Annotated in this window: 23 protein-coding genes; 18 read left to right on the plus strand and 5 right to left on the minus strand. The window is 64.4% G+C overall.

Annotated elements, in window-relative coordinates; all coding sequences use genetic code 11:
- Positions 1 to 11: 11 nt before the first annotated feature.
- Genes AC4LGL_RS06615 through AC4LGL_RS06625 form a run of 3 tightly spaced genes read left to right on the plus strand, consistent with a single transcriptional unit; the run spans position 12 to position 2,481 of the window.
- Positions 12 to 1,514, plus strand: coding sequence for an aldehyde dehydrogenase family protein (locus AC4LGL_RS06615; RefSeq protein ID WP_061263354.1), 1,503 nt, complete (start codon positions 12 to 14; stop codon positions 1,512 to 1,514).
- 26 nt (positions 1,515 to 1,540) lie between these two features.
- Positions 1,541 to 1,990 carry a hypothetical protein gene (locus tag AC4LGL_RS06620; protein ID WP_061263294.1) on the plus strand — a complete coding sequence of 150 codons (450 nt, stop codon included), beginning with the start codon at positions 1,541 to 1,543 and terminating at the stop codon, positions 1,988 to 1,990.
- Complete coding sequence (locus AC4LGL_RS06625; RefSeq protein WP_061263295.1) at positions 1,987 to 2,481, plus strand: flavin reductase family protein; 495 nt, start codon at positions 1,987 to 1,989, stop codon at positions 2,479 to 2,481. Before AC4LGL_RS06620 ends, AC4LGL_RS06625 begins: the two co-directional genes overlap by 4 nt.
- 18 nt (positions 2,482 to 2,499) lie before the next feature.
- On the opposite strand, the gene AC4LGL_RS06630 is transcribed toward AC4LGL_RS06625, so the two are convergent.
- Positions 2,500 to 3,690, minus strand: coding sequence for a LuxR C-terminal-related transcriptional regulator (locus AC4LGL_RS06630; RefSeq protein ID WP_061263296.1), 1,191 nt, complete (start codon positions 3,688 to 3,690; stop codon positions 2,500 to 2,502).
- Positions 3,687 to 4,769 carry a LuxR C-terminal-related transcriptional regulator gene (locus AC4LGL_RS06635; protein WP_234815571.1) on the minus strand — a complete coding sequence of 361 codons (1,083 nt, stop codon included), beginning with the start codon at positions 4,767 to 4,769 and terminating at the stop codon, positions 3,687 to 3,689. Before AC4LGL_RS06635 ends, AC4LGL_RS06630 begins: the two co-directional genes overlap by 4 nt.
- A 191-nt stretch (positions 4,770 to 4,960) precedes the next feature.
- On the opposite strand from AC4LGL_RS06635, the gene AC4LGL_RS06640 reads away from it, so the two are divergent.
- The 9 genes from AC4LGL_RS06640 (at position 4,961) to AC4LGL_RS06680 (ending at position 15,907) form a co-directional block, all read left to right on the plus strand.
- Complete coding sequence (locus AC4LGL_RS06640) at positions 4,961 to 5,911, plus strand: NAD(P)H-dependent flavin oxidoreductase (RefSeq protein ID WP_061263297.1); 951 nt, start codon at positions 4,961 to 4,963, stop codon at positions 5,909 to 5,911.
- Between the two features lie 116 nt (positions 5,912 to 6,027).
- Positions 6,028 to 7,626: an acyl-CoA carboxylase subunit beta gene (locus tag AC4LGL_RS06645; protein WP_061263298.1), complete on the plus strand. Its 1,599-nt coding sequence runs from the start codon at positions 6,028 to 6,030 to the stop codon at positions 7,624 to 7,626.
- A gap of 5 nt (positions 7,627 to 7,631) precedes the next feature.
- Positions 7,632 to 9,641 carry an ATP-binding protein gene (locus AC4LGL_RS06650; protein ID WP_077743328.1) on the plus strand — a complete coding sequence of 670 codons (2,010 nt, stop codon included), beginning with the start codon at positions 7,632 to 7,634 and terminating at the stop codon, positions 9,639 to 9,641.
- Positions 9,638 to 10,396 carry an enoyl-CoA hydratase/isomerase family protein gene (locus AC4LGL_RS06655; RefSeq protein ID WP_077743329.1) on the plus strand — a complete coding sequence of 253 codons (759 nt, stop codon included), beginning with the start codon at positions 9,638 to 9,640 and terminating at the stop codon, positions 10,394 to 10,396. Before AC4LGL_RS06650 ends, AC4LGL_RS06655 begins: the two co-directional genes overlap by 4 nt.
- On the plus strand, positions 10,396 to 11,190 hold the full coding sequence (locus tag AC4LGL_RS06660; RefSeq protein WP_077743330.1) for a TIGR03084 family metal-binding protein: 795 nt from the start codon (positions 10,396 to 10,398) through the stop codon (positions 11,188 to 11,190). Before AC4LGL_RS06655 ends, AC4LGL_RS06660 begins: the two co-directional genes overlap by 1 nt.
- The gene (locus AC4LGL_RS06665; RefSeq protein WP_077743331.1) at positions 11,187 to 12,941 is read left to right on the plus strand and encodes an acyclic terpene utilization AtuA family protein; all 1,755 of its coding nucleotides are present in this window, start codon (positions 11,187 to 11,189) and stop codon (positions 12,939 to 12,941) included. The genes AC4LGL_RS06660 and AC4LGL_RS06665 overlap by 4 nt, the downstream gene beginning before the upstream one ends.
- Before the next feature lie 15 nt (positions 12,942 to 12,956).
- Positions 12,957 to 14,093 (plus strand): acyl-CoA dehydrogenase family protein, encoded by a 1,137-nt coding sequence (locus tag AC4LGL_RS06670; protein WP_077743332.1) that lies wholly within the window; start codon positions 12,957 to 12,959, stop codon positions 14,091 to 14,093.
- A 24-nt stretch (positions 14,094 to 14,117) separates the two neighbouring features.
- Positions 14,118 to 15,146, plus strand: a complete 1,029-nt coding sequence (locus AC4LGL_RS06675; RefSeq protein WP_491838059.1) for an LLM class F420-dependent oxidoreductase — start codon at positions 14,118 to 14,120, stop codon at positions 15,144 to 15,146.
- An 8-nt stretch (positions 15,147 to 15,154) separates the two neighbouring features.
- Positions 15,155 to 15,907, plus strand: coding sequence for an enoyl-CoA hydratase/isomerase family protein (locus tag AC4LGL_RS06680; protein WP_077743334.1), 753 nt, complete (start codon positions 15,155 to 15,157; stop codon positions 15,905 to 15,907).
- Positions 15,908 to 15,911: 4 nt separating this feature from the next.
- Here AC4LGL_RS06680 and AC4LGL_RS06685 read toward each other — a convergent pair whose 3' ends face one another.
- The 3 genes from AC4LGL_RS06685 to AC4LGL_RS06695 all read right to left on the minus strand — a co-directional run bounded on the left by AC4LGL_RS06685 (position 15,912) and on the right by AC4LGL_RS06695 (position 18,606).
- Positions 15,912 to 16,943 carry an LLM class F420-dependent oxidoreductase gene (locus AC4LGL_RS06685; protein WP_077743335.1) on the minus strand — a complete coding sequence of 344 codons (1,032 nt, stop codon included), beginning with the start codon at positions 16,941 to 16,943 and terminating at the stop codon, positions 15,912 to 15,914.
- Between the two features lie 18 nt (positions 16,944 to 16,961).
- The gene (locus AC4LGL_RS06690; RefSeq protein WP_077743336.1) at positions 16,962 to 17,807 is read right to left on the minus strand and encodes a hypothetical protein; all 846 of its coding nucleotides are present in this window, start codon (positions 17,805 to 17,807) and stop codon (positions 16,962 to 16,964) included.
- A 148-nt stretch (positions 17,808 to 17,955) separates the two neighbouring features.
- The gene (locus AC4LGL_RS06695) at positions 17,956 to 18,606 is read right to left on the minus strand and encodes a TetR/AcrR family transcriptional regulator (RefSeq protein WP_077743337.1); all 651 of its coding nucleotides are present in this window, start codon (positions 18,604 to 18,606) and stop codon (positions 17,956 to 17,958) included.
- A 324-nt stretch (positions 18,607 to 18,930) separates the two neighbouring features.
- Between AC4LGL_RS06695 and AC4LGL_RS06700 the strand changes: the two genes are divergently transcribed.
- From AC4LGL_RS06700 to AC4LGL_RS06725, 6 genes are read left to right on the plus strand one after another with little or no spacing between them, the layout of a single operon-like run.
- Complete coding sequence (locus AC4LGL_RS06700; protein WP_234815585.1) at positions 18,931 to 19,644, plus strand: MlaE family ABC transporter permease; 714 nt, start codon at positions 18,931 to 18,933, stop codon at positions 19,642 to 19,644.
- A gap of 43 nt (positions 19,645 to 19,687) precedes the next feature.
- Positions 19,688 to 20,506, plus strand: a complete 819-nt coding sequence (locus AC4LGL_RS06705; RefSeq protein WP_077743338.1) for an ABC transporter permease — start codon at positions 19,688 to 19,690, stop codon at positions 20,504 to 20,506.
- A 4-nt stretch (positions 20,507 to 20,510) separates the two neighbouring features.
- Positions 20,511 to 21,926, plus strand: a complete 1,416-nt coding sequence (locus tag AC4LGL_RS06710; protein ID WP_077743339.1) for an MCE family protein — start codon at positions 20,511 to 20,513, stop codon at positions 21,924 to 21,926.
- 30 nt (positions 21,927 to 21,956) lie between these two features.
- Positions 21,957 to 22,985 carry a virulence factor Mce family protein gene (locus AC4LGL_RS06715; protein ID WP_036447014.1) on the plus strand — a complete coding sequence of 343 codons (1,029 nt, stop codon included), beginning with the start codon at positions 21,957 to 21,959 and terminating at the stop codon, positions 22,983 to 22,985.
- Positions 22,982 to 24,298 carry an MCE family protein gene (locus AC4LGL_RS06720; protein WP_077743340.1) on the plus strand — a complete coding sequence of 439 codons (1,317 nt, stop codon included), beginning with the start codon at positions 22,982 to 22,984 and terminating at the stop codon, positions 24,296 to 24,298. Before AC4LGL_RS06715 ends, AC4LGL_RS06720 begins: the two co-directional genes overlap by 4 nt.
- Positions 24,295 to 25,596, plus strand: a complete 1,302-nt coding sequence (locus AC4LGL_RS06725; RefSeq protein WP_077743341.1) for an MCE family protein — start codon at positions 24,295 to 24,297, stop codon at positions 25,594 to 25,596. The genes AC4LGL_RS06720 and AC4LGL_RS06725 overlap by 4 nt, the downstream gene beginning before the upstream one ends.
- Positions 25,597 to 25,609: the final 13 nt, after the last annotated feature.

Consider the following 25,609-nt stretch of genomic DNA (forward strand, 5'->3'; position numbering starts at 1 on the left):
GGATGCTCGCGATGTCCGAGCACTACCCGATGTACATCGACGGCAAGTGGGTCGACACCGACGAGGTGTATGAGATCTGCAGCCCGGCAACAGAAGAACTGGTCGCCACTGTCGCCAAAGGCACCCCTGAGCTGGTCGACACCGCGGTGAACGCTGCCAAGGGAGCCTTCGCCGACGGGACGTGGCGCCGGACCCCCCCGGCGCAGCGGGCGGCGATCATCAACACCGTCGCCGAAAGGCTGGGCGCTCGCGCCGAGGAACTCGCAGCCCTGCAGAGCCGCGAGAACGGGGCCACAATCCGCATCACCAGTGCACTACACGTCGGGTTGTCGGTTGCCCAGATGCAGTATCTGGCGGGGATCGCGCAGAACTACGAGTGGGAGACGCCCGGGCCGGCGATTGCACCGATTGCCGCCGACGGTGTTGTGGTGCGCGAGCCGCTCGGTGTGGTCGCTGCCATCGTGCCGTGGAACATACCGATGCTGACCACGGTGTGGAAGATCGCGCCGGCCTTGGTCGCCGGTAACTCGGTGGTGCTCAAGCCCGATGAGCACGCACCGTTGCTGGCACTGGAGCTGGCCCGCGAGTTCGACGCTGTGGGTTTGCCGCCCGGTGTATTCAACGTCGTCACCGGGGACGGCGAGCCGGTGGGCGCCCACCTTTCTGGACACCCCGATGTGCGCAAGGTGGCGTTCACCGGCTCGACGGCGGTGGGCAAGAGCATCTTGCGCCAGTCGGCGGACTCAGTGCGAAGGGTTACCCTCGAACTGGGCGGTAAGGGCGCCAACATCATCCTGGATGACGCCGACATCGACATGGCCGTCGACGGGGCCCTGTTCGCATGCATGGCCAACAACGGCGAGGCGTGTGAGGCGGGCACCCGCTTGCTCATCCCGGCGTCACGACGCGATGAGATCGTGGACAAGCTGCTGACGCGGGCAGCGACATTGCGCGTCGGTGACCCATTGGACCCGACGACCCACGTCGGGCCGATCATCTCCCCGACCCAACGCGACCGAATCCTGGACTACTTCCGGATCGCGTCCGAAGAGGGCGCCACCGCCGCCATCGGCGGCAAGGCACCCTCGGGAGCGGGCTTCGACAAGGGCTACTGGATCGAACCCACCATCTTCCTCGACGTGACCAACGACATGAGAATCGCCCGGGAAGAGGTGTTCGGTCCGGTACTGGTCGTGATGACCTACGACACCGACGAGCAAGCCCTCGCGATAGCCAACGACACCAATTATGGCCTGTCGGCCGGTGTTTGGGGCAGCGACGAACGAGCCGCCAGCCTGGCTCGCCGGCTCGAGGCAGGCATGGTGTGGGTGAACAACTGGCACATCATCCACCCCGCCTATCCCTTCGGTGGATACAAGGAGAGCGGTTTGGGCCGTGAAGGAGGCCCGAACGCGATCGACGAATACGTCGAGGAGAAGTTCATCGCACTCGATCGTTCCGGCGGAATCGAGAACAAAGCGTTCGCCATCGTGATCGATCCCGCAGAGAACTGAGCCCAAGCGGCAACGAGGAGAAGCTGATGACGATGGCGACTGCAGAACGTGACATAGCCGGATCTCCGGGCGCACCGAGGCGGCCCCTGAGATTCGGTGTGGTATCGGACAAGGGGTTGTGGACCAACGGATCTGATGAGTTGGTCCGTATCCACGCCGTGGATCTGCGGGACCTAACGCACAAGGCGGCGGCGGCCCGCGAGGATTGCCCCCACGCTGTGGTCGTCGTCGACATCAACGTGCTGATCGCCGGCGATGCCCGCACCGCGCGCGCTGCGATCAGCGATTCGGGGTGTGAATGCGGTGACACGATGACTTATGTAGGCACTCCGGGCGGGTTGTCCGGACTGATCGCCGATATCTACGCGTTGGGCATCGCCGACGGAGCAATCCTGCTGCCGGTCGACAGCGAGGGCGTTGTGGAGCTGATCCGCGACGTCGTCGTCCCCGAGCTGCACACAATGTCGGCGGCATGATGGTCAGCGCTGAGCAGTACCGTACCGCGCTTCGACGCCATCCCGCCGGCGTCGCCATCGTCACCATGACGTCGGCAGGCGGCCCAGTGGGTTTCACCGCGACATCGTTTGCCTCCCTGTCGCTGAATCCACCGTTGGTGTCGTTCAACATCACCCATACCTCGTCGAGTATCGAGGCCATGCGGGCAGCCCGCTCGGTGGTCATTCACTTGCCCGGTGCTGGGCAGCTCGAACTGGCACAACGGTTTTCGCGATCGGCCGAGCAGCGATTCTCCGACCGATCCTTGTGGCATCTGCTGCCGACCGGCGAACCCGTGCTCGATGGGGTGCCGACGTGGTTGCGGGTACGCGTGGACCGCCTCATCGCCGCTGGCGATTCCACGCTGGTCGTCGGCGCGGTCGCCCAGATTCATTGCGAGGATTCCCTGGCGCGCCCGGAGCCGTTGCTGTATCACGACGGCGCCTACCTGTGCACTCAACCGCTGACCTGACGGCTGGCGCAGGCCAGCTCAGGTGCTCTGCAGGGCCCAGGCGATGGCTTGGGCGCGGTTGACTGCCCCGTACTTGCGCAGAATGTGTTTGACGTGAGATTTCACGGTGCCCTCGGTGATTACCAGTTGGTCGGCGATTTCGTGGTTGCTGGCGCCGGTCACCATGAGCCGCAGTACCTCGGATTCGCGTTCGGTCAGTTCCACCCGGTGCGGCGCATGGCTCCCAGGCGCTGCGCCGAGGTCATGGCCATTTGCTCTGTCATCGCTTGACCAGGCGGCGGCGTCGGTACCCAGGTCGCACAAATCGTCGATCTGGTCGACGGTGGTGATCAGCATGTCCCTGATGGTGTCGCGCTGCTGGCGCAGGTTCTCCAGCAGTGCGGCACGTTGGTAGATATGGCTGAAACCGTCGGCAAAGGCCCACAACACATCCCGATCGGCTTCGTCGACCCGAGTGGTCTCCGGGTAATGGTCGATATGCAGGAATCCCATCACGTCGCTGCCCTGCACCAGCGGTGCGACGACATAGGAACGCGACTGGCCGGCTTGGACGATCAACGGTCGATAGACCGGCGCATCGGCGGTGTCCTGGATAAGGGTGGGCTGGCGCCGCGACAGCGATACCGCCTCTGGGGTGGCCGGCATCAACGGCACCGGCTGGTTTTGCCACGCACTGAACCAGGCTCGGTTGGCGACCTCGGTCCGATCCAGCAGGATCAGCGGCTTCCACCCTGCGGCGTCCACGGTGGAAAGCACCGCGCGGCGAAACCCCAGGCGGAAAACCAATTCGTGGCACGCGTTATCGACCAGAGCGGCCGTGGTCGGCATGGCGCGCAGCCTGTTGAGGCTCACTGCGCAGTCGGCCAGGCGCTGGCTGCGCACGCCGGTCTCGAACAGATACCAGTCCATGGCCAACTGCTGCAGCCTCAATAACAAGGTGTACAACTGTCGTTCGGTCTCGGTGTCCGAACTAGGCACCGCGCGCAAACGCAACGCGCACAACCTCGAGAAGTCCGAGATCACCTCGCCGGCCTGTGCCGGAGAGTCGGCTTCCAGTCCCGGCGGTCCCTCGATGCCCAAGACACCGACGACCTGTGCGCGCAGCGCTGAGAAGCGCTCGCTGAACTCGGCTTGTTTCGACGACCAGTCGGCGCGCACCCGTCCGGTGCCGGCTGCGCGTGAAGACTCGCCGCCGATGAGGACGCTCATCGGCGTGACCTGTTCACGTCGCGGGTTTCGCGCAGATAGTACGAGATCGCCGCGGCCCGGTTGGTGGCACCGAGTTTGTGCAGGATGTGCTTGACGTGCGATTTCACGGTGCTCTCCGCGACGGTCAGTTGGTCGGCCAACTGGGCGTTGGTTGCGCCGCTGGCCAACAATCCCAAGACCTCGCGCTCCCGGCTGGTCAATGTGGTCAACCGAGACGAGTCCCGCACCTCGGTGGCATGGGCGGGCTTGGTGTGGCGAACCCTGGGCGGCGGTGCGGATTCGGGTGCGTCGATCGATGCGGTGGCCGCGGCATTGGCGCGCAAGGGGATCGGGCTGGTCATGTCGGTGGTGGTCACCGATCCCACTGCCGCATCGCAAACTCCGAGGACGTACTGGCGCTGACGCTCGATGCGTTCGACAAGTAGAGCGCGTTCGTAGGACAACCCCACACCGTCGGCGAACATCCGCAGCAGGTCGCGATGTGCTGCGGTCAACGGTCGGCCGTCGGTGGGACGGTCTGCGTGCAGCAATCCGATAACCACCGAACCCGCCACGACGGGGGCCACCACGTATTCGCTGGTCCGCATGCGTTCGACCAGGGGACGGTACACCCGAGCCTCCTGGTCGGCGTCCAGGATCAGGGCGGGTAACCGGCGGCGCACCACTTCGGCCTCTACCAGCGGTGATGCCAGCGGAATCTGCAGGTCTTCGACCCGATCGGTGGGGTAGCACTCGATCTGCATGCTCACATGCCGTTGCCCGTCCACCCCGTATATGGCGTCGGGCGACCATGTGGACCCGCGTACCTGGGAATACATCACCCGCTGGAATACCGCCGATTCGGCCAGTGCGTGGGGGGCGCATTCCAAAGTCGCGGCCGGGGAGGGCGCGTCTCTCACCGTTGCCAGGGATGCAAGCAGTGCGGTGAGGGCTGCCGATATCTGCTCGCCCGGTGAGGCGAGGTCACGGTGTGGCGTGCAATCGGACGCAATGGCCTGCTCGCTCAGCAACTTTGGGTCGTCGGTCGACGATGACCGCGACAGAAGCTCGGTGCCGATGGGGTGCTCCTTGGTCGTCATCACCACGAATGCGGTTCAGGATTTACTAACGCGCCCTCATCATTGGTGATCTGAATCACTTTGTCAAACCATTCGTGGCCTGCGTTATTGCCGCTGAACCGCAGTTGGGCGTCGATTCGGCGGTGCCGCGGTTGACAAGGACGATCCCGTGCTAGTAAATCTCAATTCACTAATTAGGAGGTGAGGATGAGATGGACCCGTTGATGCGATCTGCCGGCTGGCCTGGGGCTCTGGCGCTGCCGGTGATCGCCGCGCCGATGACCAACGTGTCGGGACCGGAATTGGTGATTGCGGCCTGCCGTGCGGGGGTGATCGGTTCGTTCCCGACCCACAACGCTCCCTCGCCTGGTGACCTCGACTCCTGGATGGGCCAGATCGCGTCGGAGGCCTCCGGGGATGGGTGCGCACCGGTGGCGCCGAACCTGGTGGTGCACCGCAGCAATGCCCGACTACAGGCCGACCTGGACTGCCTTATCGGCCACCAGGTGAAACTGGTCATCACCAGCGTGGGCTCTCCGGCGCCGGTCGTAGAGCGACTGCACGCGGCCGGTGCCGAGGTATACGCGGATGTGGCCAGCGTTCAGCATGCCTGGGCCGCGCTGGAGGCAGGCGCGGACGGACTGGTGCTGCTAACCGCGGGCGCGGGCGGACAGACCGGCTGGGCGAACCCCTTCGCTTTTGTGCGCGCTGTTCGCGAACGATTCGACGGGCCGCTGGTCCTTGCCGGCGGCATCGCAGACGGCCGCTCGATCCTCGCCGCCCAAACCGCTGGTGCCGACCTGGCCTACATCGGGACCCGGTTCATCGCCACCGCAGAAAGCCGGGCCAGCGACGAATACCGCCGAGCGCTGGTCGCCTCGACACTCGACGATGTCCGGCTGTCCGACCGGGTGGGCGGAATACCGGCCAGCCTGCTGGCTGCATGGCTGGATCGCCAAGGCGGCGAGCGCGGCGGCAGCGGTGACGGGTTTACCCAAGACCAGTTGCTGTCCAACGCCGACGCCTGGAGCGCAGGCCACAGCGTCTTCGGCGTACACGAGCTGACCACGGTCGACGAACTGGTCGCGGAGTTGGCCGGCCAGTACCGCCAAGCCCGGCGGGAACTGGCGGCCCTGTGCGCGGAGGGCCGGCCGGTGGGGTGAATGCCCCGTTCGAACGGCCTTTGTCACCTATTGGGGGTGTTTCGCCGGCATCCCCATTGTGATCAGCGCCAACGCACTTAGTGTATTGGCATTCACTAACAACGTTAAGGACATCGATGCCAGCCCTGTCATCGGAGATTGACACCGACTCCGACACCTTTGTCAGCAATTACGAAGTGCAGTCGGCAGCGGTCGCAGCGCTCAACGAGCAACTCCAAGCTGTGGCCGCCGGCGGCGGTGAGCGCTACGTCAAACGCCACCACGATCGCGGCCGACTGCTGGCCCGTGAACGCATCGAATTGCTTCTCGACCGTGACGCGCCGTTCCTGGAACTGTCATCGCTGGCGGCGTGGGGCACCCAGTTCAACGTGGGCGCTGCAATCGTCACCGGCGTGGGGGTCGTCAGCGGTGCCGAATGCATGATCATCGCCCACGACCCCACCGTCCGTGGCGGCACCATGAACCCGTACACACTGCGCAAAAACCTGCGCGCGTTGGAGATCGCGAAAGTCAACCGGCTTCCCGTGCTGTACCTGGTGGAGTCCGGCGGTGCTGATCTGCCCACCCAGTCCGAGTTGTTTGTGCACGCGGGCCGAATTTTCCGGGACCTCACCGAACTGTCGTCGATGGGCATTCCTAGCGTCGCCATGGTGTTCGGAAACTCCACCGCCGGTGGCGCCTACGTGCCGGGCATGTGCGACTACGCGGTGCTGGTGGACAAGCAGGCCAAGGTATTCCTCGGCGGCCCGCCGCTGGTCAAGATGGCAACCGGTGAGGACGCCGACGACGAATCCTTGGGCGGGGCAGACATGCACACCCGGGTCTCGGGACTCGGTGACTACTTCGCCGTCGACGAGGTCGACGCTATCCGCATCGGCCGCGATATCGTCGCGCACCTGAACTGGCGCAAGCTGGGACCGGGACCGAGCACTGCGGCCGATGATCCGCTCTATGACAGCGACGAACTTCTCGGGATCGCCTCGGGCGACTCCCGCGTCCCGTTCGACCCCCGAGAGGTGATCGCCCGCATCGTCGACGGCAGCCGCTTCTCCGAGTACAAGCCCCGGTGGGGGACCAGCCTGGCCACCGGATGGGCATCGATCCACGGTTTCCCCGTCGGCATCCTGGCCAACACCCGAGGTGTCCTGTTCAGCGAAGAATCAAAGAAGGCAACAGAATTCATTCTGCTGGCCAACCAGACCGACACACCCTTGATCTTCCTGCAGAACGTGACCGGCTTTATGGTCGGCACCGAGTACGAGCAGGGCGGCATCATCAAAGACGGCGCCAAGATGATCAACGCCGTCACCAACAGCACCGTCCCGCACATCACCATCAACATGGGCGGATCCTTCGGCGCCGGGAACTACGGGATGTCCGGCCGGGCCTACGACCCCAGGTTCATGTTCACCTGGGTCAACGCCAAACTCGCCGTCATGGGCGCCCAGCAACTCGCAGGTGTGCTGTCCATCGTGGGCAAGGCCGCCGCCCAGGCCGCCGGCCGCGAATTCGACCTGGAGACCGACGCGAAGCGCACCGCAGAGATCGAAGAGCAGATCGAGCGCGAATCGCACGCCTTCTTCATCTCCGCCCGCATCTACGACGACGGGGTGATCGACCCACGCGACACCCGCTCAGTGCTCGGAATGGCCCTGTCCGCAGCACATTCCAACGTGATTTCCGGACGCCGCGGCTTCGGCGTATTCAGGATGTGAGGAACGTGACCACCACTCATCAGCCCATCGGCAAGCTGCTCATCGCCAACCGCGGCGAGATCGCCTCAAGGATCATTCGCACCGCCCGCGAAATGGACATCGCCACCGTCGCGATCTACTCCGATGCCGACCGGTTCGCCCCCTACGTCGCCCAGGCCGACCAGTCGGTGCACCTACCCGGCACCGCGCCGGCCGATACCTACCTGCGCGGCGACCTGGTTTTGGCTGCCGCCGCCGCCACTGGCGCCGACGCGATCCACCCAGGCTACGGATTTCTTTCTGAGAACGCCGAATTCGCCAAAGCCTGCGCCGATGCGAACGTGATCTTCGTCGGTCCCAGCCCCGAAGCGATCGCCTCGATGGGATCCAAGATCGCCGCCAAAGACATGATGGCCGCAGCCGGCGTACCGGTGCTGCCCGGGGTCACCGTGGATGCCGAACAGGACGCCGACCCCGACAACCTGCGCAACGCCGCAACCCAAATCGGCTTCCCGATACTGGTCAAAGCCGCCTTCGGCGGCGGTGGCCGCGGAATGCGGATCGTCACCGACGAGAACGAACTGCTGGAAGCGGTCACCGGCGCACGGCGAGAAGCGGCGTCGGCGTTCGGCAACGGAACCGTGTTCCTGGAGAAGTTCGTCGAATCACCCCGACACATCGAGGTCCAGATCTTCGGCGACAGCCACGGCACGGTCGTGCACCTGGGTGAACGCGAATGTTCCATTCAGCGTCGCTATCAGAAGATCATCGAAGAGGCACCTTCGACGGCAGTCGACCCGTCGCTGCGCGAAGAACTGGGGCGCGCCGCGGTGGCCGCGGGTAAAGCATTGGCCTACGAGGGGGCCGGCACCGTCGAGTTCGTGATGGCACCCGACGGCTCCTTCTATTTCCTCGAAGTCAACACCCGGCTTCAGGTCGAACACCCGGTGACCGAGCTGGTCACCGGAATCGACCTGGTACGCGCGCAGTTGCTGGTCGCCGCCGGGCAACCGTTGCCGGCTCAGATGCTGCACACCCGCCCCGACGGCCACGCGGTCGAGGTCCGGCTCTACGCCGAAGACGTTGCCGCCGGCTTCATTCCGGCATCGGGAACATTGCACACCCTGGAGTTCCCCGATCTGCCCGGCGTGCGGGTCGATGCCGGATTCAGCTCCGGGTCGACAGTCAGCACGTTCTACGACCCGATGCTGGCCAAAGTCATCGGCTACGGCCAGACGCGAGACGAAGCCTGCCGACGGGTGGCGCGGGCGCTGCGCGAGACCCGCATCCACGGTGTCACCACCAACCGTGATCTGCTGGTGGGAATCCTGCGCGAGGCCGAATTCCGCGCCGGCGCGATCGACACCGGCTACCTGCAGCGCCACGATCCCGCCGCCCTGATCGTGGCGGAGCGGGCCGCAACCGGCACCCACGCGGTAGCCGCGGCGCTGGCCTCGCTGGCGCAGCGACGTCAGCAGACAACCGTCGTGCCCGGTCTTCCCGCTGGCTGGCGCAATCTGCCCAGCCAGGATCAGATCGTGCAGTACCGCCTCGGCGAAGACATTGTCGAGGTGCACTACCGCGTAGAGCGTGACGGCGTCAAAGTCACCGTCGGCGACTGGCAGCCCCAGGTGCGGATACTCAGTGCGGCCCCAGACTTGATTGACGCCGAAATCGACGGAGTGCGACGGCGCTACCAGGTGGCACGGTCCGGGGACGTTCACTACGTCGACAGTGCGCTGGGATCGACGGCACTGCACGAGACTCCACGATTCCCAGACCCCAGCTCGATGCAGGAGACCGGGTCACTGCTGGCCCCGATGCCAGGGGCGGTGGTGCGCGTCGAGGTCAGCGAAGGCGACGAAGTACGCCTAGGCGCCGCCATCGTGGTGCTGGAGGCAATGAAGATGGAACACACCGTGCGCGCCCCAGCCGATGGCCTCGTGGCAACGATCGCCGTCAAGTCCGGGGACCAGGTGGAATCGGGGCAGGTGCTGGCCGTGGTCTCCGGGCCCGATGACGGTGCCGCGTCGTGAGCGTTGAGTACGAGGTCCGCAACGGGATCGCTTGGCTGACTATCAACCGTCCAGAGGCGCGCAACAGCCTCAACAAGGCAGTCCGCGATGGGTTATTCGACGGGGTACGCAGATTCAACGACGACCGGCAAGCCAAGGTTCTGGTCCTGACCGGCGCCGGGGACAAAGCATTCTGTGCCGGCGGCGACCTCAAAGAGATGTCGGAGGAACAACTCACCGTTCCGCCGGTGGATTTCGTGCCACAGTTCGGGCGCAACATCGCCGTGGACAAGCCGACCATCGCCGCGGTCAACGGCGTCGCCTTCGCCGGCGGTTTCCTGCTGGCACAGACGTGTGACCTGTGTGTGGCCTCGACGACGGCGAAGTTTGCCATCACCGAGGTCAAGGTAGGCCGCGGTTCGCCATGGGCAGCGCCGCTGCCACTGATGATTCCGCGCCGCATCGCCATGGAACTGGTGCTCACCGGCGCGCCGATATCGGCCGCGCGCGCCCACGAGATCGGACTGGTCAACCGGCTGGCAGAGCCCACCGACCTGCATGCGGCGGCGCAAGAACTCGCCGAGCAGATCGCGGCGAACGCGCCGCTGTCGGTGGCTGCGGGCAAGCAGACCGCGACACTGACTGCGCAGCATCCACTGCGCGAGGCGTTCGAACTAGCCGAATCAATCTGGGAGCCCGTCTATTTGAGCCAGGACGCGCAAGAGGGAATGGCCGCCTTCAAGGAGAAGCGCTCCCCACAGTGGAAAGGACGCTGATGAGCCTGGACTACCCCGGACTGCTAGCAGCGCTGCACGTGGAATCTGAGCTGCTCACACATCGTTTGCAGGACTTGCCGTTCGAGTATTGGGGTCGCGCGACACCAGCGCAGGGCTGGAGCATCCAAGATCAGGTATCTCACCTGGCCTTCTTCGACGATGCCACCAAACTGGCCTTGACCGCGCCGGATCACTTCGCGCAGATGGCCGCCAAATTGATCGACGGCGGGATGGACTTTCCCGACCGGATTGCCGAACAACACCGCATCCTGGCCCCCGAGGCACTGATGAGCTGGTTTTCGGCGGCACGTCAGGAGCTGCTGACCCTGTTCGCCAACAGCGACCCCAAACGCCGTGTGCCGTGGTTCGGTCCCGACATGAGCGTGGCGTCCTCGGCGACCGCCCGGCTGATGGAGACATGGGCGCACGGACACGACATCTACGAAGCACTCGGTGTCGAACACCCGGCCACCCCCGGGCTGCGCAGCATCGCGCATCTCGGCGTGTCCACGTTCGCGTTCTCACACCGCCTCAACGGTCTTGATGTGCCTGGCGAGCCGGTCGGCGTGCAGCTGCATTCGGCCGAGGGCCAGACGTGGACTTGGGGACCACAAGACACCGCCAACACGGTCGTGGGCGCCGCGCAAGATTTCGTCCTCACTGTCACCCAACGCAAACACTGGACCGAGACCGGGCTGACCGTCAACGGTGCGGTGGCCACCGGCTGGATGGAGATCGCTCAAGCGTTCGCCGGAGCAGCCAGCCAGCGCAAACCGAAGGTGCAGCAGCGATGAAACGTGCGGTTCGGATCGGCAACGCCTCGGGGTTCTACGGGGACCGGCACTCGGCGATGCAGGAGTTGGTCGCCGCCGCCGACGTCGACGTGATCACCGGCGACTACCTGGCCGAGCTCACCATGCTGATCCTGTGGAAGGCGCGCAAGAAGAATCCCGACACCGGTTACGCGCATACTTTTCTCACCCAATTCCGGGACGTGGCCGCCGAATGCGCGCGCCGCGGGACCAAAGTTGTGGTGAATGCGGGCGGGCTCAATCCCGCCGGAATGGCCCAACGAGTTCGCCACCTGCTCACTGAGCTCGACGTCGATCTCACGGTCGCCCACGTCGAGGGCGACGACCTGATGCCGCGGCTACCGCAGCTGATGGAGCAAGGCATCGACTTCGCCAACCTCGACACCGGTATCCGGTTGCGCGACAAGAACGTCGAACCGGTCTCGGCCAACGCCTACCTGGGCGGCTGGGGAATCGCCTCGGCCCTGACTCGCGGCGCCGGCATTGTGATCACGGGCAGAGTGACCGACGCGGCGCTGGTGGTCGGGGTGGGTGCCTGGTGGCACGGTTGGGCACGCAACGACTACAACGCGCTGGCCGGTGCCGTCGCAGCCGGTCACATCATCGAGTGCGGCCCACAGGCTACGGGCGGAAACTACTCCCAGATTCGGGAGGTCACCGACCGGCGCTACCCCGGTTCACCGATTGCCGAACTGGGCCACGACGGCAGCTTCGTCATCACCAAGGCGCCCGGCAGCGGGGGCGTGGTCACACCGGGCACCGTCACCGCCCAGCTGCTCTACGAGGTCGGCGCCCCTGCCTACGCCAACCCCGATGTGGTGGCCCACTTCGACACCTGCTCGATCACCCAGGTCGGTGAGAACCGAGTGCGGGTCAGCGGCACGACCGGCACGCCGCCACCGCCGGCGCTCAAAGTCGCCATGAACTACATCGGTGGCTTCCGCAACACCATGACCATGGCGCTGACCGGCCTGGACATCGACGAGAAGGCCCAATGGGCCGTCGAGGAACTCATGACGATCCTTGGCGGGCGAGACCGATTCGACGGTGTCGATATCCAATTGCTGCGCTATGACACTGCCGATCCGGCCAACATGGCCCAGGCAACCGCCCATCTGCGGGTCACCGTCAAAGACCGCGACCGCACCAAGGTCGACCGAGCATTCTCCAATGCGGTCATCGAGCTGTACGTGGCCGGATACGCCGGCTTCTACACCACCACCCCACCCACCACGGCCAGCGAATTCGGCGTCTACTGGCCGACACTGGTCCCGGCAACGGCAGTGCTGCACACCGTGGTTCACGCCGACGGGACACGAGAGCCGATAGACCCGCCGACCGAGGTGACCGAGATCGATGTGCCTGATCCCGCACCCTCACCGGTCCGCTCAGATTTCGGGCCGACCACCCGCCGGCCGCTGGGCAGCATCGTGGCGGCCCGCTCAGGTGACAAGGGCGGAAACGCCAACGTCGGCATCTGGACCGACACCGACCAGCGTTGGGAATGGCTGGATGAACACCTGAGCGCACAGAAGTTCGCCGAACTCGTGCCCGAGGTCCACGGGCTGACCATCCGGCGCTACGCGTTCCCCAACCTCAAGGCGCTGAACTTCGTGGTCGTCGGATTCCTCGGCGACGGTGTCGCGTCGTGCACCCGCCCCGATGCCCAGGCCAAAAGCCTGGGGGAGTACCTGCGGGCGCTCAACACCGACGTTCCGGACAAGCTGATCTAGGAGAACGCAGGGCGAATGGACTTCACCGAATCCAGCGAACACCGCGACCTGCGCACCGCTGTCGCCGCGATCACCGACAAATACGGCCCCACCTACTTCGCCGAACGAGCCACCGCTCACGAACCCACCGACGAACTCTGGCTGGAGCTGGCCCAACACGGATTCATCGGCATCAACTTCCCCGAGGAATTCGGCGGTGGCGGCGCGGGACTGACCGAACTGGCCATCGTCTGCGAGGAAACCGCCGCTCACGGCTGCCCCCTGTTGCTCATGCTGGTGTCCAGCGCCATATCGGGTGAGCTTCTCACCCGATACGGCACCAGCAGCCAGCAACGGGAATGGTTGCCGCGCATGGCCTCCGGCGACACCAAGATGGCGTTCGCCATCACCGAGCCCGACGCCGGATCCAACACCCGACAGATCGCCACCACCGCGGTACGCGACGGCGGCGACTATGTGCTCAACGGCACCAAGTACTACATCTCCGGAGTCGACGAAGCCGGCGCGATCGTCGTCGTGGCGCGTAGTGCGCCACAGCGGCTGTCGTTGTTTGTGGTGCCTACCGATACAGCGGGTCTGGTCAAACACCGACTTCCGGTGGGGATCAACCTCCCAGAGAAGCAGTACACGCTGCACTTCGATGACGTCCGGGTGCCCGCATCGCAGCTTCTGGGTGTCGAACACGAAGGGTTCAACCAGGTTTTCGACGGACTCAATCCAGAGCGCATCACCGGAGCCGCGGTGTGCGTGGGCATCGGCAGACATGCGGTCGAAAAAGGAGCCGACTACGCGCGCCAACGGTCGGTGTGGGGCCCACCTATCGGCACCTATCAGGCGATCTCACATCCGTTGGCCAAAGCCAAGATCGACGTCGACCTGGCCGCCATCGCCACCGGCCGCGCCGCCTGGCTCTTCGATCGCCGGTTGCCCGCCGGAGAGGCATCCAACATCGCTAAATACGTGGCCGCCGAGGCAGCGGTCAGCGCCGTCGATCACGCGATCCAACTACACGGTGGAAATGGAATATCAGCCGAGTACGGCTTGCTCCCGCAATGGGGTCTGGCCAGATTGTTGCAGATCGCTCCGGTCAGCAGAGAGATGATCTTGAACTATGTCGCGCAGCACAGCCTCAACCTGCCCCGATCGTACTGACCCCGGACAGCAAGCAGAACAATCGTGAAGTTCGGTCTGCAGCTTGGCTATTGGGATGCCCAACCGCCCACCAACCACGCACAGCTGGTTGCCGCAGCCGAAGACGCCGGATTCGACACCGTGTTCACCGCCGAGGCGTGGGGCTCGGATGCCTTCACCCCGTTGGCCTGGTGGGGCCGGCAGACCAATCGGATGCGCCTGGGGGTGTCGGTGGCGCAACTGTCGGCCCGCACACCGACAGCGTGCGCGATGGCATCGCTGACGTTGGACCACCTCAGCGGTGGACGACACATCCTCGGCCTGGGCGTATCCGGGCCGCAGGTGGTCGAGGGCTGGTACGGACAGCGTTTCCCGAAACCGTTGGCGCGGACCCGCGAATACATCGACATCGTCCGGCAGGTGTGGGCCCGCCAAGAGCCGGTAACCCACAGTGGGCCGCACTATCCACTGCCCCTGACAGGGCAGGGCAGCACCGGTGCGGGAACACCGCTGAAGTCGATCACCCATCCGTTGCGGAACGACATCCCCATCATGCTCGGCGCTGAGGGACCCAAAAACGTCGCGCTGGCCGCCGAGATCTGCGACGGATGGCTTCCGATCTTCTACACCCCGCGAATGGCCCAGACCTACAACGCCTGGCTCGACGAGGGCTTCGCCCGTCCCGGTGCCCGGCGTCGCCGCGAGGATTTCGAGATCTGCGCGACCGCCAACGTCGTGATCACCGACGATCGCGCCGCCGCATGTGCGGCCATGAAACCGCGGCTGGCCTTGTACCTGGGCGGAATGGGTGCCCGCGACACCAACTTTCACGCCGACGTCTACCGACGGATGGGCTACGGCGAGGTGGTCGACGAGGTCACCGCGTTGCTGCGCAACAAGGACAAACATCGCGCCGCCCAGGTCATTCCGGACGAACTGGTCGAGGATTCGGCGATCGTGGGGGACTACGACCAGGTCCGCGAGCAGATCGAGGTCTGGCAGGCCGCAGGCGTGACGACCATGGTCATCAACACCCGCAGCCCCGAATACATCCACCAACTGAGCAACTTGTGAGGACAGCCATGCTGGAAATCTCCGACCACAATCGGGTTCGCACCATCGCCTTGGCGCGCCGGGAGGCACTCAACGCCTTCGACGAGGCGCTCTATGACGCCACCGCGATCGCACTGCAGGAGGCCGCCGAAGACGACGCCGTCGCGGTGGTCATCCTCACCGGATCGGGCCGGGCGTTCAGCGCTGGGACCGATCTGAAGGAACTTGCGGCCCGAGCCTCCCAAAATGGTTTCATTCCAGGGGAATACGGCTTCACAGGACTGATGGATGTTCTCGCCGAATTCCCCAAACCGTTGATCTGCGCGGTGAACGGAGTGGGGTTGGGGATCGGCGCCACCATCCTGGGGTTCGCCGATCTGGCATTCATGTCCACCACCGCCCGCCTCAAGTGCCCGTTCACCAGTCTGGGTCTCGCACCCGAAGCAGGGTCGTCGTACCTGCTGCCGGCGCTGCTGGGCAGGCAGAACGCGGCCTGGGTACTGATGTCCTCGGAATGGATTGATGCCGAGCAGGCCCATGCGATGGGGCTGGTGTGGCGGCTGTGCGAACCGGACGATCTCGACACCGAGGTCCGTCGGCACGCCGAAATCCTTGCCAGCCATCCTCTGTCTAGCTTGATCGCGGTCAAGCGAACCATCACCGCACCCCATATCGGGGCGGTTCGCGCGGCGCTGGCCAGGGAGGATGCCTATCTCGAGGATCTTCTCGGGGCTCCAGACAATGCGCAGGCGCTGGCCAGATTCGTCGAGGGCCGCACGTAGCGACTCACGACCTCATGCTGGCGACGATCGCCGCGGCTGCCTCCTCGGCCAACGGATAGGGCGTCAGTAGTGTGAAACGGTCGACCAATCCGCTGAACCGACTGAGCACCTGCGGCCCGATCTCGGCCGGTTCACCCACCACGGCAAAGGTATCCAATACCTCGTCGCCGATCAGGGCGCTCATCGTCGTCCAGTCCCCCGCCTTGGAAAGCCGATGCAGCTCGGTGTGCAAGTCGTGCCATCCGTGCAGTTCCAGGACGTGGCGGTAGGCCGGAGTGGACCCGTAGAAGGCGATCTGGCGTCGGACCGCTTCGATGGCGTGGGCGATCTCGCACTCGGTTCGACCCGAGGCGATCAGTCCCGGATAGGACACGGTGAGATCGGCGCGGGCGCGGCCGGTTTCGTGCAAGACCGTGGTGACGGCCGGCAGGGTTACCTCGCTGAGGTAGCGGCGCGTGGTGAAACCATGCACGAGCAGGCCGTCGGCGACTTGCGCGGCAGCCTGGGTCATCTTGGGCCCCACGGCTGAGACCACGATCTTGGGATCTCCGTAAGGATGAGGGGTCGGGGTGAACATCGGGGTCATCAGCGTGTGCTGGTAGTGCACTCCCCGGAAGTCCAGGCGCTCCCCGGTGCGCCAGGCGTGCCAGATCGCACGCAGCGCGTGCACGTATTCGCACATCCGGTCCGCGGGAGCCGACCACGGCATCGAGAATCGTCGTTCGATGTGCGCCTGGATCTGGGTGCCCAGTCCCAGCACAAAGCGCCCGCCGCTCATTTCCTGGAGATCGTTTGCGGCTATGGCAGTGGTCATGGGATTGCGCGCGAACGCCACTGCGACACCGGTGCCCAACTGCACACCGGTGGTGGTCATGGCTGCGATTGCCAAGGGCAGAAACGGATCTCGGTCGACATCGGTCGACCAGATGCCGTCGAACCCGATGCGTTCGGCACGAGCTGCCTGGGCGACGAGACCGGCGATGCCGGCCTCGTCGCCGCCCGAGACTGTGCCCCCGATGTTGCAGTCGATGTACATGAATAGCTCTACCTAGGCTTATCCGGCGAGCTGCGCTTCGGCTGGTCGGCCAGGTCGGTTCGGTGGCGCCCCGGCCACAGCCGGTGCCGCTGGAAGAAAGACGGTAAGCCCGTAGATGACGATGGTGCACAAGATGATCGACACCAATGTCGCTGCGAAGACCAGCGCGGGGGATGCCAGCCCGTTGTCGAGATGCATCGCGATGATGAGTGGATAGCCCAGACCGAAGTTGGCGCCGAAGAAAGTCATTGGGAACACCACGAACAGGCTCATCAGTTCCCACCAACGAGAAGTCTTGCGCCAGATGAGCACCGCCACAACGGTGAACAGCACGACCTGGGTGCCCTCCAGGATTCCGATCACGATCGGGTAGTTCCATATCCGCAGGACATGGGGACCGTAGTACGTGTACACATCGGTACCGGTGCCGATCACTTCGAACACGCAGGAGGTGAGAACTTCCAGCCCCCACAACGCGAACAGGCCCTTGCGGTTGAACCGGCCCTCGTAGATACGTTTTCCGGCGTACAGGCAGGCACCGGCGTAGAGGATGATGTAGCCGCTGTGAGTCCAGTTCGGCTGCGGGATACCGAAAGCCGAAAAGTGCATCAGCCCGGCACCGGGCTGGCCGTTGTGCGCGTCGTAGAACCACAGGTCGAACGCCACGTCGTAGAGCGGCTCGGCGTAGGCGGCCACACCGGCTGCCACGCACGCGATGAGGTAGAACGGCGTGCGGTGCCGACGGCCCATCTGAATGGCGACAACGATCATCGCCAACGCGATCGCCCAACTCAGCCAGGTGAAAATGTTCTGCCACAGCAGGCTGACATCATGTGTCATCACCTCGGTGGTCATTCGGCCCATGTGCGCTCCTCCGTTGACGTGGCGACGGTGAGCGTTGAGGTGCCCGGGTGCCGCCCTGCAGGAAGGACGCTATCCACGGTGATGTGTGTCTCATATCCCCTGCGGGGGGACATGCACTCTCATTAGGGGGTGCACGAGCGAAGCGCCGTCAAAGGCGTGCTGCGCCGGCGCGGCTGGTGCTCAAGATGGCGCGAGCTGAGTCGGTCAGCAGAACCCGCAACTGGTCATCGGCCAGACCTGTGTTGTGAAACAGCGGTGATTGAATGGCGCCGATGGCGGCGTGCACGACGACCCGTGCTTCGGTGTCGTCCAAGTCCTCGCGCAGCTCGTCGACCAGATGTACCCACTCCTCCAGGTACAGCCGCTGCTTTCGGCGCAACCGCCTGCGGTCCTCGTCGGGCAGGTTGTTGATCTCGTTGTAATAGACCTGCGCCAACTGACGATCTCCGACCACGAACTCGACCTGGCCGTCGATCAGCGCTTCCAGCGCGGTGGGCAGCTCGGCGGTGCCGTCGAGGATGCTCTGCTCCTCGGCGATCAGATCGTCGATCACCCGGTCGAACAAGGCGACCAGGATTGCCGATTTGCTGTCGAAGTGGCGATAGACCCCGGATCCGGTGATTCCGGCCGCGTTGCCGATGTCAGCAATCGAAACCGCGTGAAAGCCTTTGCGCCCGATCAGATCTGAGGCCGCCAGCAGAATACGGTTCTTGCGGTCGGGATCGCGCGTTCTGACCCCCGCTGCGCCGGGGCGCGAATCAACGACGATGAGTACACCTCCTAGTGCATGTCCACTCATTATGCATCGTGTCTGGGCTGGGCATATCACTTCACTTAAGTGAACCACAAATAACTAACTCGGGCGTCAATGCAACGTCGGTTGGCACGTGCCGAGGTGGGGTTGTGCCCCGATGGGGGGAGCCATCTCCTCCTGCGAGGAGGGGAAACCACAGTGATCTGTGCCATACATTTTCGGCGTGCTTCCCAACGAAGGGTCCCCGTTTATGCGCACCGCGCACGCATTTTGGCAAAGTGACCGCTCGCTACCGGTGTGTCGGGACGCTCGGTGATCGCGTTGGGGCCCGTGGCCAAGCCGGTGGGCGCGCTCGGCGGGTTCTTCGCGATGACCCTCGATGTGTTCGTGCTGATTTTCCGTCCCCCCTTCGCGTGGCGCGAGTATCTGAACCAAACGTGGTTTGTGGCCCGGGTATCGCTGGTCCCGGCATTGATGTTGACGATTCCTTACACCGTGCTGCTGGTGTTCACCTTCAACATCTTGCTGATCGAGTTCGGGGCCGCCGACTTCTCGGGAACCGGGGCCGCGATCGGCACGGTGAGCCAGATCGGGCCGATCGTGACGGTGTTGGTCGTGGCCGGCGCTGGCTCCACAGCGATGTGTGCTGACCTGGGCGCCAGAACGATTCGCGAGGAGCTCGACGCCATGCGGGTCATGGGTATCGATCCCATCCAGGCGTTGGTGGTCCCGCGTGTGCTGGCCGCAACCACTGTGGCACTGGCGCTGTCGGCAACGGTCATCATGGTCGGGTTGGCGGGCGGATTCACCTTCGCCGTCTTCATTCAGCATGTTCCGCCGGGCTCGTTTGTGGCCGGACTGACGGTGCTGACTCACGGGGCCGATGTCGCTGTGGCACTGGCCAAGGCTGCACTGTTCGGGCTGTCTGCCGGGTTGATCGCCTGCTATAAGGGGATTTCTGTCGGGGGTGGACCCGCCGGTGTCGGCAATGCGGTCAACGAAACAGTCGTATTCACCTTCATGGCCCTGTTTGCGATCAACGTGATCGCCACAGCGGTCGGTGTGAAGATCACGGTGGTATGAGGTGGGGGAGTTGAGTTCTGTAGTGCGTCAAAGGTTCCCGAGGGTGAGCAGGCGGGCCGGACGAATCGGCACGGCGTGGAACGACATCGGTGTGCAAACCCAGTTCTACGCCCGTGCGATCGCGTCGATCGGCGACGCGGCGATGAACTATCGCACCGAGCTCATCCGGCTGATCGCCACGATGGGGCTGGGTGCGGGGGCGTTGGCCGTCGTCGGCGGCACGGTGGCCATCGTTGGGTTTTTGACCACGACCACCGGTGCATTGGTCGCGGTCCAGGGCTATAACCAATTCGCGTCGGTGGGTGTGGAAGCGCTGACCGGGTTCGCGTCGGCATTCTTCAACGTCAGGCTCATCGCTCCGGGCACCACGGCGGTGGCACTGTCGGCCACGATCGGTGCCGGCGCGACTGCCCAGCTGGGCGCGATGCGCATCAACGAGGAAATCGACGCATTGGAAGTCATCGGTATTCGCAGCGTCAGCTATCTGGCATCGACGCGGGTGGCCGCGGGGGTCATCGTCGTGATTCCGCTGTACTGCGTCGCGGTCATCATGTCGTTCGTTTCGTCGCGGTTGGGTACCACCGTGATCTACGGGCAGGGTTCCGGTGTCTACGACCACTATTTCAATACGTTCCTCAACACGACCGATCTGCTGTGGTCGTTCGGCCAGTCCGTGGCGATCACGGTGGTGATCATGTTGGTGCATACCTACTACGGGTTCACTGCCTCCGGCGGACCGGCCGGTGTGGGCGAAGCCGTCGGCCGCGCGGTGCGGACTTCGTTGATCGTGGCCGCCATCGTCGTGGTGATGATCTCGCTGGCGTTGTACGGCCAGTCCGGCAACTTCCATCTGGCGGGGTGAATCCATGCACAACGATGCCCGGATCAAGCCAGCCTGGTGGACACTGATCCTCGTCGCCGCCCTCGGCGTTTTCTTCTTCACGACCGGTTCGCTGTTCGCCGGAACCTTCCGCACCTTCGTCCCGGTGACACTGATGTCAGACCGCGCCGGTTTGGTGATGGAAACCGGGGCGAAGGTGAAACTGCACGGCGTCGAGGTGGGCCGCGTCAGTGCCATCCACGGCGGTGCCTCGGCGGTGAGCCTTCAGTTGGAGATCGCTCCCGATCAGATCAAGTTCATCCCGGCCAATGTCGACGCGAGAATCACTGCGACAACGGCTTTCGGCGCGAAGTACGTTGATCTGAGCTATCCGGACGACCCTGTCAGTCAGCGACTGGCCGCTGGTGCGGTGTTGCACTCGCGCAACGTCAGCACTGAGGTCAACACTGTGTTCGAGAATCTGACCGACGTTCTGAAAATGGTCGATCCGGCCAAGCTGAACGCCGTTCTGTCGGCGCTGGCCCAGGGATTTCGCGGCCAGGGAGAGCACATTGGGCAGGCGATCACCGATTCCAATGAGGTTCTGTCGGCGATCAACCCGCGCCAGGATGTGATCCGCCAGGACTGGAAGGCGATGGGCGAGCTCAGCGCTACCTATGACCGTGCCGCCGACGATATCGTCGCGATCCTCGACGCCGGTAGCGCCACCGCCGAGACGATCACCGCCCAGCGTGCAGAGCTTGACACGTTGTTGCTCAACGTCGCCGGCTTCGGCCAAGCCGGTGTCGACTTGTTGGCCCCCAACGCCAAGAACCTTGTCGATGCGGTCAATGGCTTCGCTCCGACGTCGGATCTACTGATGAAATACCAGCCCGAGTACACCTGTCTGCTGAATGGGTCGGTCTCGTTGCTGCAGAACGGCCATGTCGATGCTTTCGGCGCCAACGGGCGCTCGGCGATCTTCGACATCGGTCTGCTGTTGGGCAACGATCCCTACCTCTATCCGGACAACCTGCCGATCGTCGGGGCCAAGGGCGGTCCCGGCGGAACGCCGGGCTGCGGTTCGCTGCCCGATGTTGCGAAGAACTTCCCAGTGCGACAGTTGGTGACCGACACCGGGTGGGGCACCGGCATGGACATTCGGCCCAACCCCGGCATCGGGTTTCCCGGTTGGGCCAATTACTTCCCTGTCACCCGTGCAACCCCGCAGCCGCCGATCCTGCGCAATCTCGGTGGCGGGCCGGCGCCCGGACCCATTCCGTATCCGGGCGCACCGGCTTACGGCGCGGACTTGTACGCCGACGACGGGACCCCGTTGTGGCCGGGTCTGCCGCCGGCGCCACCGGCCTCGGATCAGCCACCACCGGATCCGAACAACCCACCACCAGGTGCGGAGCCGTTCGTTCCCCCCGCACCCGCCGCCATGACGCCCACTCAGTGATGGCCCGCCGACCCCGACAGGAGCCGATCCGTGAACAAAGAAGTGCTCGCCACCCTGATACGCGTTGTCGCCTTCCTGACCGTCTGCGCTGTCGGAGTGTTCGCCCTGTTCTCGATCTTCGCCGACCTGCGCTTCGGTGAGCGCAGTCAATACACCGCGCAGTTCACCGACATCAGCGGGTTGAAGAAGGGGGATTTCGTACGGATCGCCGGCGTGGAAGTCGGTCAGGTGCAGGGTGTTTCGATCGACAGCGACGCCAAGGTGCTCGTCGACTTCTCCACCGAGGACTCGGTGGCTCTGACCACCGCGAGCACCGCGGTGATCCGGTACGACAACTTGATCGGTGGTCGTTACCTGGAGCTGCAGCAGGGCGACGGACCGGGCCAGGCCCTGGCAGCGGGCGCCACGATTCCGGTGGAACGCACCCAACCCGCCCTCGACCTCGACGAACTGATCGGTGGGTTCCGGCCGTTGTTCAAGGCGCTGGATCCAGATCAGGTCAACGCGCTGAGCAGCCAGCTCATCGAGGTGTTCCAGGGGCAAGGTGCCACCATCGGGTCATTCTTGAACCAAACCGCGGCGATGACCTCCACGCTGGCCGACCGTGACCAGCTCATCGGCGAGGTGATCACCAACCTCAACGCCCTCTTGGGTTCACTCGGTGGCCAAAGCGACCAGTTCGACAAAGCGGTCACCTCACTGTCGGATCTGGTGGCCGGGCTATCGGCGCGCAGGACCGACATCGCCGCTGCCATCGCACACAGTGACAACGCGGCCACTGAGATCGCCGACCTGATGTCCCAAGCCCGCCCGCCACTACAGAACGTGATCGCCCAAACCGACCGGGTCGCCTCGATCGCCGTCGCCGATCACGAGTATCTCGACAACATTCTCAACACCCTTCCCGACAAGTACCGGGTGCTCGGCAGACAGGCGATGTACGGCGACTATTTCAGCTTCTACATCTGTGACCTGATCTTGAAGCTCAACGGCAAAGGAGGACAACCCGTTTACGTCAAGCTCGCCGAACAGGTGACAGGACGGTGCGCGGCGAAATGAAGTCCTTCTCAGAACGCAACCCGCGCACGATCGGTCTGATCGGTATTGCCATCACGATCGTCATCGCGGCCGCGGCGCTGAACTTCGACAAGCTGCCGATGCTCAGCAGCACCAAAGAGTATTCGGCATATTTCGCCGACGCAGGCGGCCTCAATACCGGTGCCACCGTACGAGTCTCGGGTTTCGCCGTCGGCAAGGTGCACCGCATCAGGCTCGACGGCAGGAGGGTTCTGGTCGATTTCACCGTCGACAGCGCCATTCGGCTCGGCGAGCAGAGCGAAGCCGCAATCAAGGTGAAGAGCCTGTTGGGGACGAAGGTGATCGACGTCATCCCGCGAGGCAGCGGTCAACTGCGCGAAACTATTCCGCTGGAACGCACAACCTCGCCATATCAGCTGCCCGATGCGCTGGGCGACTTGGCCACCACTGTCGAAGGACTCAACACCGACAGCCTCTCGGCCGCACTCGACACCATGGCGCAGACCTTCGCGGGCACGCCACCCGACGTCAAGATCGCTGTAGCCGGCGTGGCACGGCTTTCCGAGACGATCAACAAGCGCGACAGCGCACTGCGCAACCTGCTCACCAATGCACGCAAGGCGACAGCCGTCCTGGCCAATCGCAGTGACCAGGTCGTCGGCCTTGTGCGTGACAGCAACGCACTACTGGCCGAGTTGCGCACCCAAGGCGATGCGCTTGACCGGGTGTCTCAGGACATCAGCAGAGCTGCAACGCAATTGAGAGGGTTCATCGCCGACAATCGTCAGCAGTTGCACCCGATGCTCGACAAGCTCAATGGCGTCCTGACGATCGTCGACAATCGCAAGGAACGGCTGCAAGAGGCCATCAAACTCCTCAACAAGTATGCGCTGTCGCTCGGGGAGTCGGTGGGTTCGGGCCCGTTCTTCAAGGCCTATATCCCCAACCTGATCCCCGGCCAGATCGCGCAGCCGTTCATCGATGCGGCATTCTCCGACCTCGGTCTGGACCCCGCGACGCTGCTTCCCTCTGAGCGCGTCGACCCGCCGGTGGGGCAGCCGGGCACCCCGGCGTTGCCGGTGCCGTTCCCGCGCACCGGGCAAGGCGGAGAGCCACGCCTGAATCTGCCCGATGCGATCACCGGAAAGCCCGGCGATCCGCGATACCCGTACCGGGAGCCTGAGCCCGCCCCCGCCCCTGGCGGCCCGCCGCCGGGACCGCCCGCACCACCGATCCCCGGGCTGGAATCGACACCGGAGCCGACACCGAGCCCGGTCTTCGTACCCGCTCCCGGCGAGCCCATGAACCCGACTCCGGCAGGTGAAGGACAATGAGGATCAGCAAAACACAACTGGCGCTGACGATGGGCCTGGTAGTCGTCTTGACGGCCGGAGTGCTCTTGGCGTTCCGGTTGAACGGCCCAACTGCCCGCACCACTGTCACCGCCTATTTCGAGAACAGTAACGGGTTGTTCGTCGGGGACGACGTGCTGATCCTGGGCGTGCCGGTCGGCAAGGTCAGCAAGATCGAACCGCAACCCGAACGTGCGAAGGTGACGTTCTGGGTGGACACCCAATACAAGGTCCCCGCAGAGGTCACCGCCGCGATCCTCTCACCGCAGTTGGTGACGGGCCGCGCGATTCAGCTGACCCCGCCCTATGAATCCGGTCCCGAATTGCTCGACAACGCTGTCGTACCGATCGAGCGGACCGCAGTACCGGTGAGCTGGGACGACTTTCGAGTGCAGTTGGAGAAGCTGACCCGCACGCTGCAGCCCCAGGGGCCTGGCGGGACCAGTGCCCTGGGCAACTTCATCAATACCGCGGCCGACAACCTGCGCGGTGAAGGCGCCAACATCCACGATGCGCTGCTGAAGCTATCCAAAACGGTGACCACGCTCAGCGATCACAAAGACGACGTCTTCTCCACCCTGACCAACCTCGCCACCTTGGTCTCGGCGCTGCATGACAGCACCGATGTGCTGTCAACGCTCAACCACAACCTGGCCGCGGTGAGCGCACTACTCTCCGACAGCCCCGACGAGGTAGGTCAGGCGATGGCTGACCTGAGCGCGTTGGCAGTTGATGTGAAAAGCTTCGTGGCCGACAACCGCGAGGCGGTGGGAACGACGTCGGACACGGCAGCGTCGATCAGCACGGCGCTGGTGCAAAGTCTTGACGACATCAAACAGTCCCTGCACATATTTCCCACCACTCTGGCCAACTTCGGCAACATCTACGAGCCGGCGAGCGGCTCACTGACCGGTGCGCTGGCGGTCAACAACTTCTCTGATCCGATCTCGTTCATCTGCGGCGCGGTCGAGGCGGCATCGCGGCTCGGCGCCGAGCAATCGGCGAAGCTGTGTGTGCAGTACCTGGCGCCCATCGTCAAAAACCGCCAGTTCAACTTTCCACCGTTTGGGGAGAACGCCTTCGTCGGTGCTCAAGCGCGGCCCAATGAGGTCACCTACAGCCAGGATTGGCTGCGCCCCGATTACATTCCGCCCGCGGGGTCTGCGGTGTCTGTTCCAGAACCTGCAGCGTTGCCGGCCGAAGCAGCGCCGCCCGATCACAGCACCGACCCCGCCGCCGGGCTGCCCGGCCTGATGATTCCCACGGGAGCGGGATCATGACCATCAGCATCGC

This window comes from Mycolicibacterium arcueilense (assembly GCF_058536225.1).

Bases quoted from the DNA above. Each gene is read 5' to 3' on its own strand.
- AC4LGL_RS06710 (WP_077743339.1), top strand. From the start codon at position 20,511: ATGCACAACGATGCCCGGATCAAGCCAGCCTGGTGGACACTGATCCTC.
- AC4LGL_RS06685 (WP_077743335.1), bottom strand. From the start codon at position 16,943: ATGTACATCGACTGCAACATCGGGGGCACAGTCTCGGGCGGCGACGAG.
- AC4LGL_RS06630 (WP_061263296.1), bottom strand. From the start codon at position 3,690: ATGAGCGTCCTCATCGGCGGCGAGTCTTCACGCGCAGCCGGCACCGGA.
- AC4LGL_RS06615 (WP_061263354.1), top strand. From the start codon at position 12: ATGTCCGAGCACTACCCGATGTACATCGACGGCAAGTGGGTCGACACC.
- AC4LGL_RS06640 (WP_061263297.1), top strand. From the start codon at position 4,961: ATGGACCCGTTGATGCGATCTGCCGGCTGGCCTGGGGCTCTGGCGCTG.
- AC4LGL_RS06700 (WP_234815585.1), top strand. From the start codon at position 18,931: ATGACCCTCGATGTGTTCGTGCTGATTTTCCGTCCCCCCTTCGCGTGG.
- AC4LGL_RS06670 (WP_077743332.1), top strand. From the start codon at position 12,957: ATGGACTTCACCGAATCCAGCGAACACCGCGACCTGCGCACCGCTGTC.
- AC4LGL_RS06635 (WP_234815571.1), bottom strand. From the start codon at position 4,769: ATGACGACCAAGGAGCACCCCATCGGCACCGAGCTTCTGTCGCGGTCA.
- AC4LGL_RS06665 (WP_077743331.1), top strand. From the start codon at position 11,187: ATGAAACGTGCGGTTCGGATCGGCAACGCCTCGGGGTTCTACGGGGAC.
- AC4LGL_RS06660 (WP_077743330.1), top strand. From the start codon at position 10,396: ATGAGCCTGGACTACCCCGGACTGCTAGCAGCGCTGCACGTGGAATCT.
- AC4LGL_RS06625 (WP_061263295.1), top strand. From the start codon at position 1,987: ATGATGGTCAGCGCTGAGCAGTACCGTACCGCGCTTCGACGCCATCCC.
- AC4LGL_RS06680 (WP_077743334.1), top strand. From the start codon at position 15,155: ATGCTGGAAATCTCCGACCACAATCGGGTTCGCACCATCGCCTTGGCG.
- AC4LGL_RS06720 (WP_077743340.1), top strand. From the start codon at position 22,982: ATGAAGTCCTTCTCAGAACGCAACCCGCGCACGATCGGTCTGATCGGT.
- AC4LGL_RS06690 (WP_077743336.1), bottom strand. From the start codon at position 17,807: ATGGGCCGAATGACCACCGAGGTGATGACACATGATGTCAGCCTGCTG.
- AC4LGL_RS06620 (WP_061263294.1), top strand. From the start codon at position 1,541: ATGACGATGGCGACTGCAGAACGTGACATAGCCGGATCTCCGGGCGCA.
- AC4LGL_RS06695 (WP_077743337.1), bottom strand. From the start codon at position 18,606: ATGAGTGGACATGCACTAGGAGGTGTACTCATCGTCGTTGATTCGCGC.
- AC4LGL_RS06645 (WP_061263298.1), top strand. From the start codon at position 6,028: ATGCCAGCCCTGTCATCGGAGATTGACACCGACTCCGACACCTTTGTC.
- AC4LGL_RS06725 (WP_077743341.1), top strand. From the start codon at position 24,295: ATGAGGATCAGCAAAACACAACTGGCGCTGACGATGGGCCTGGTAGTC.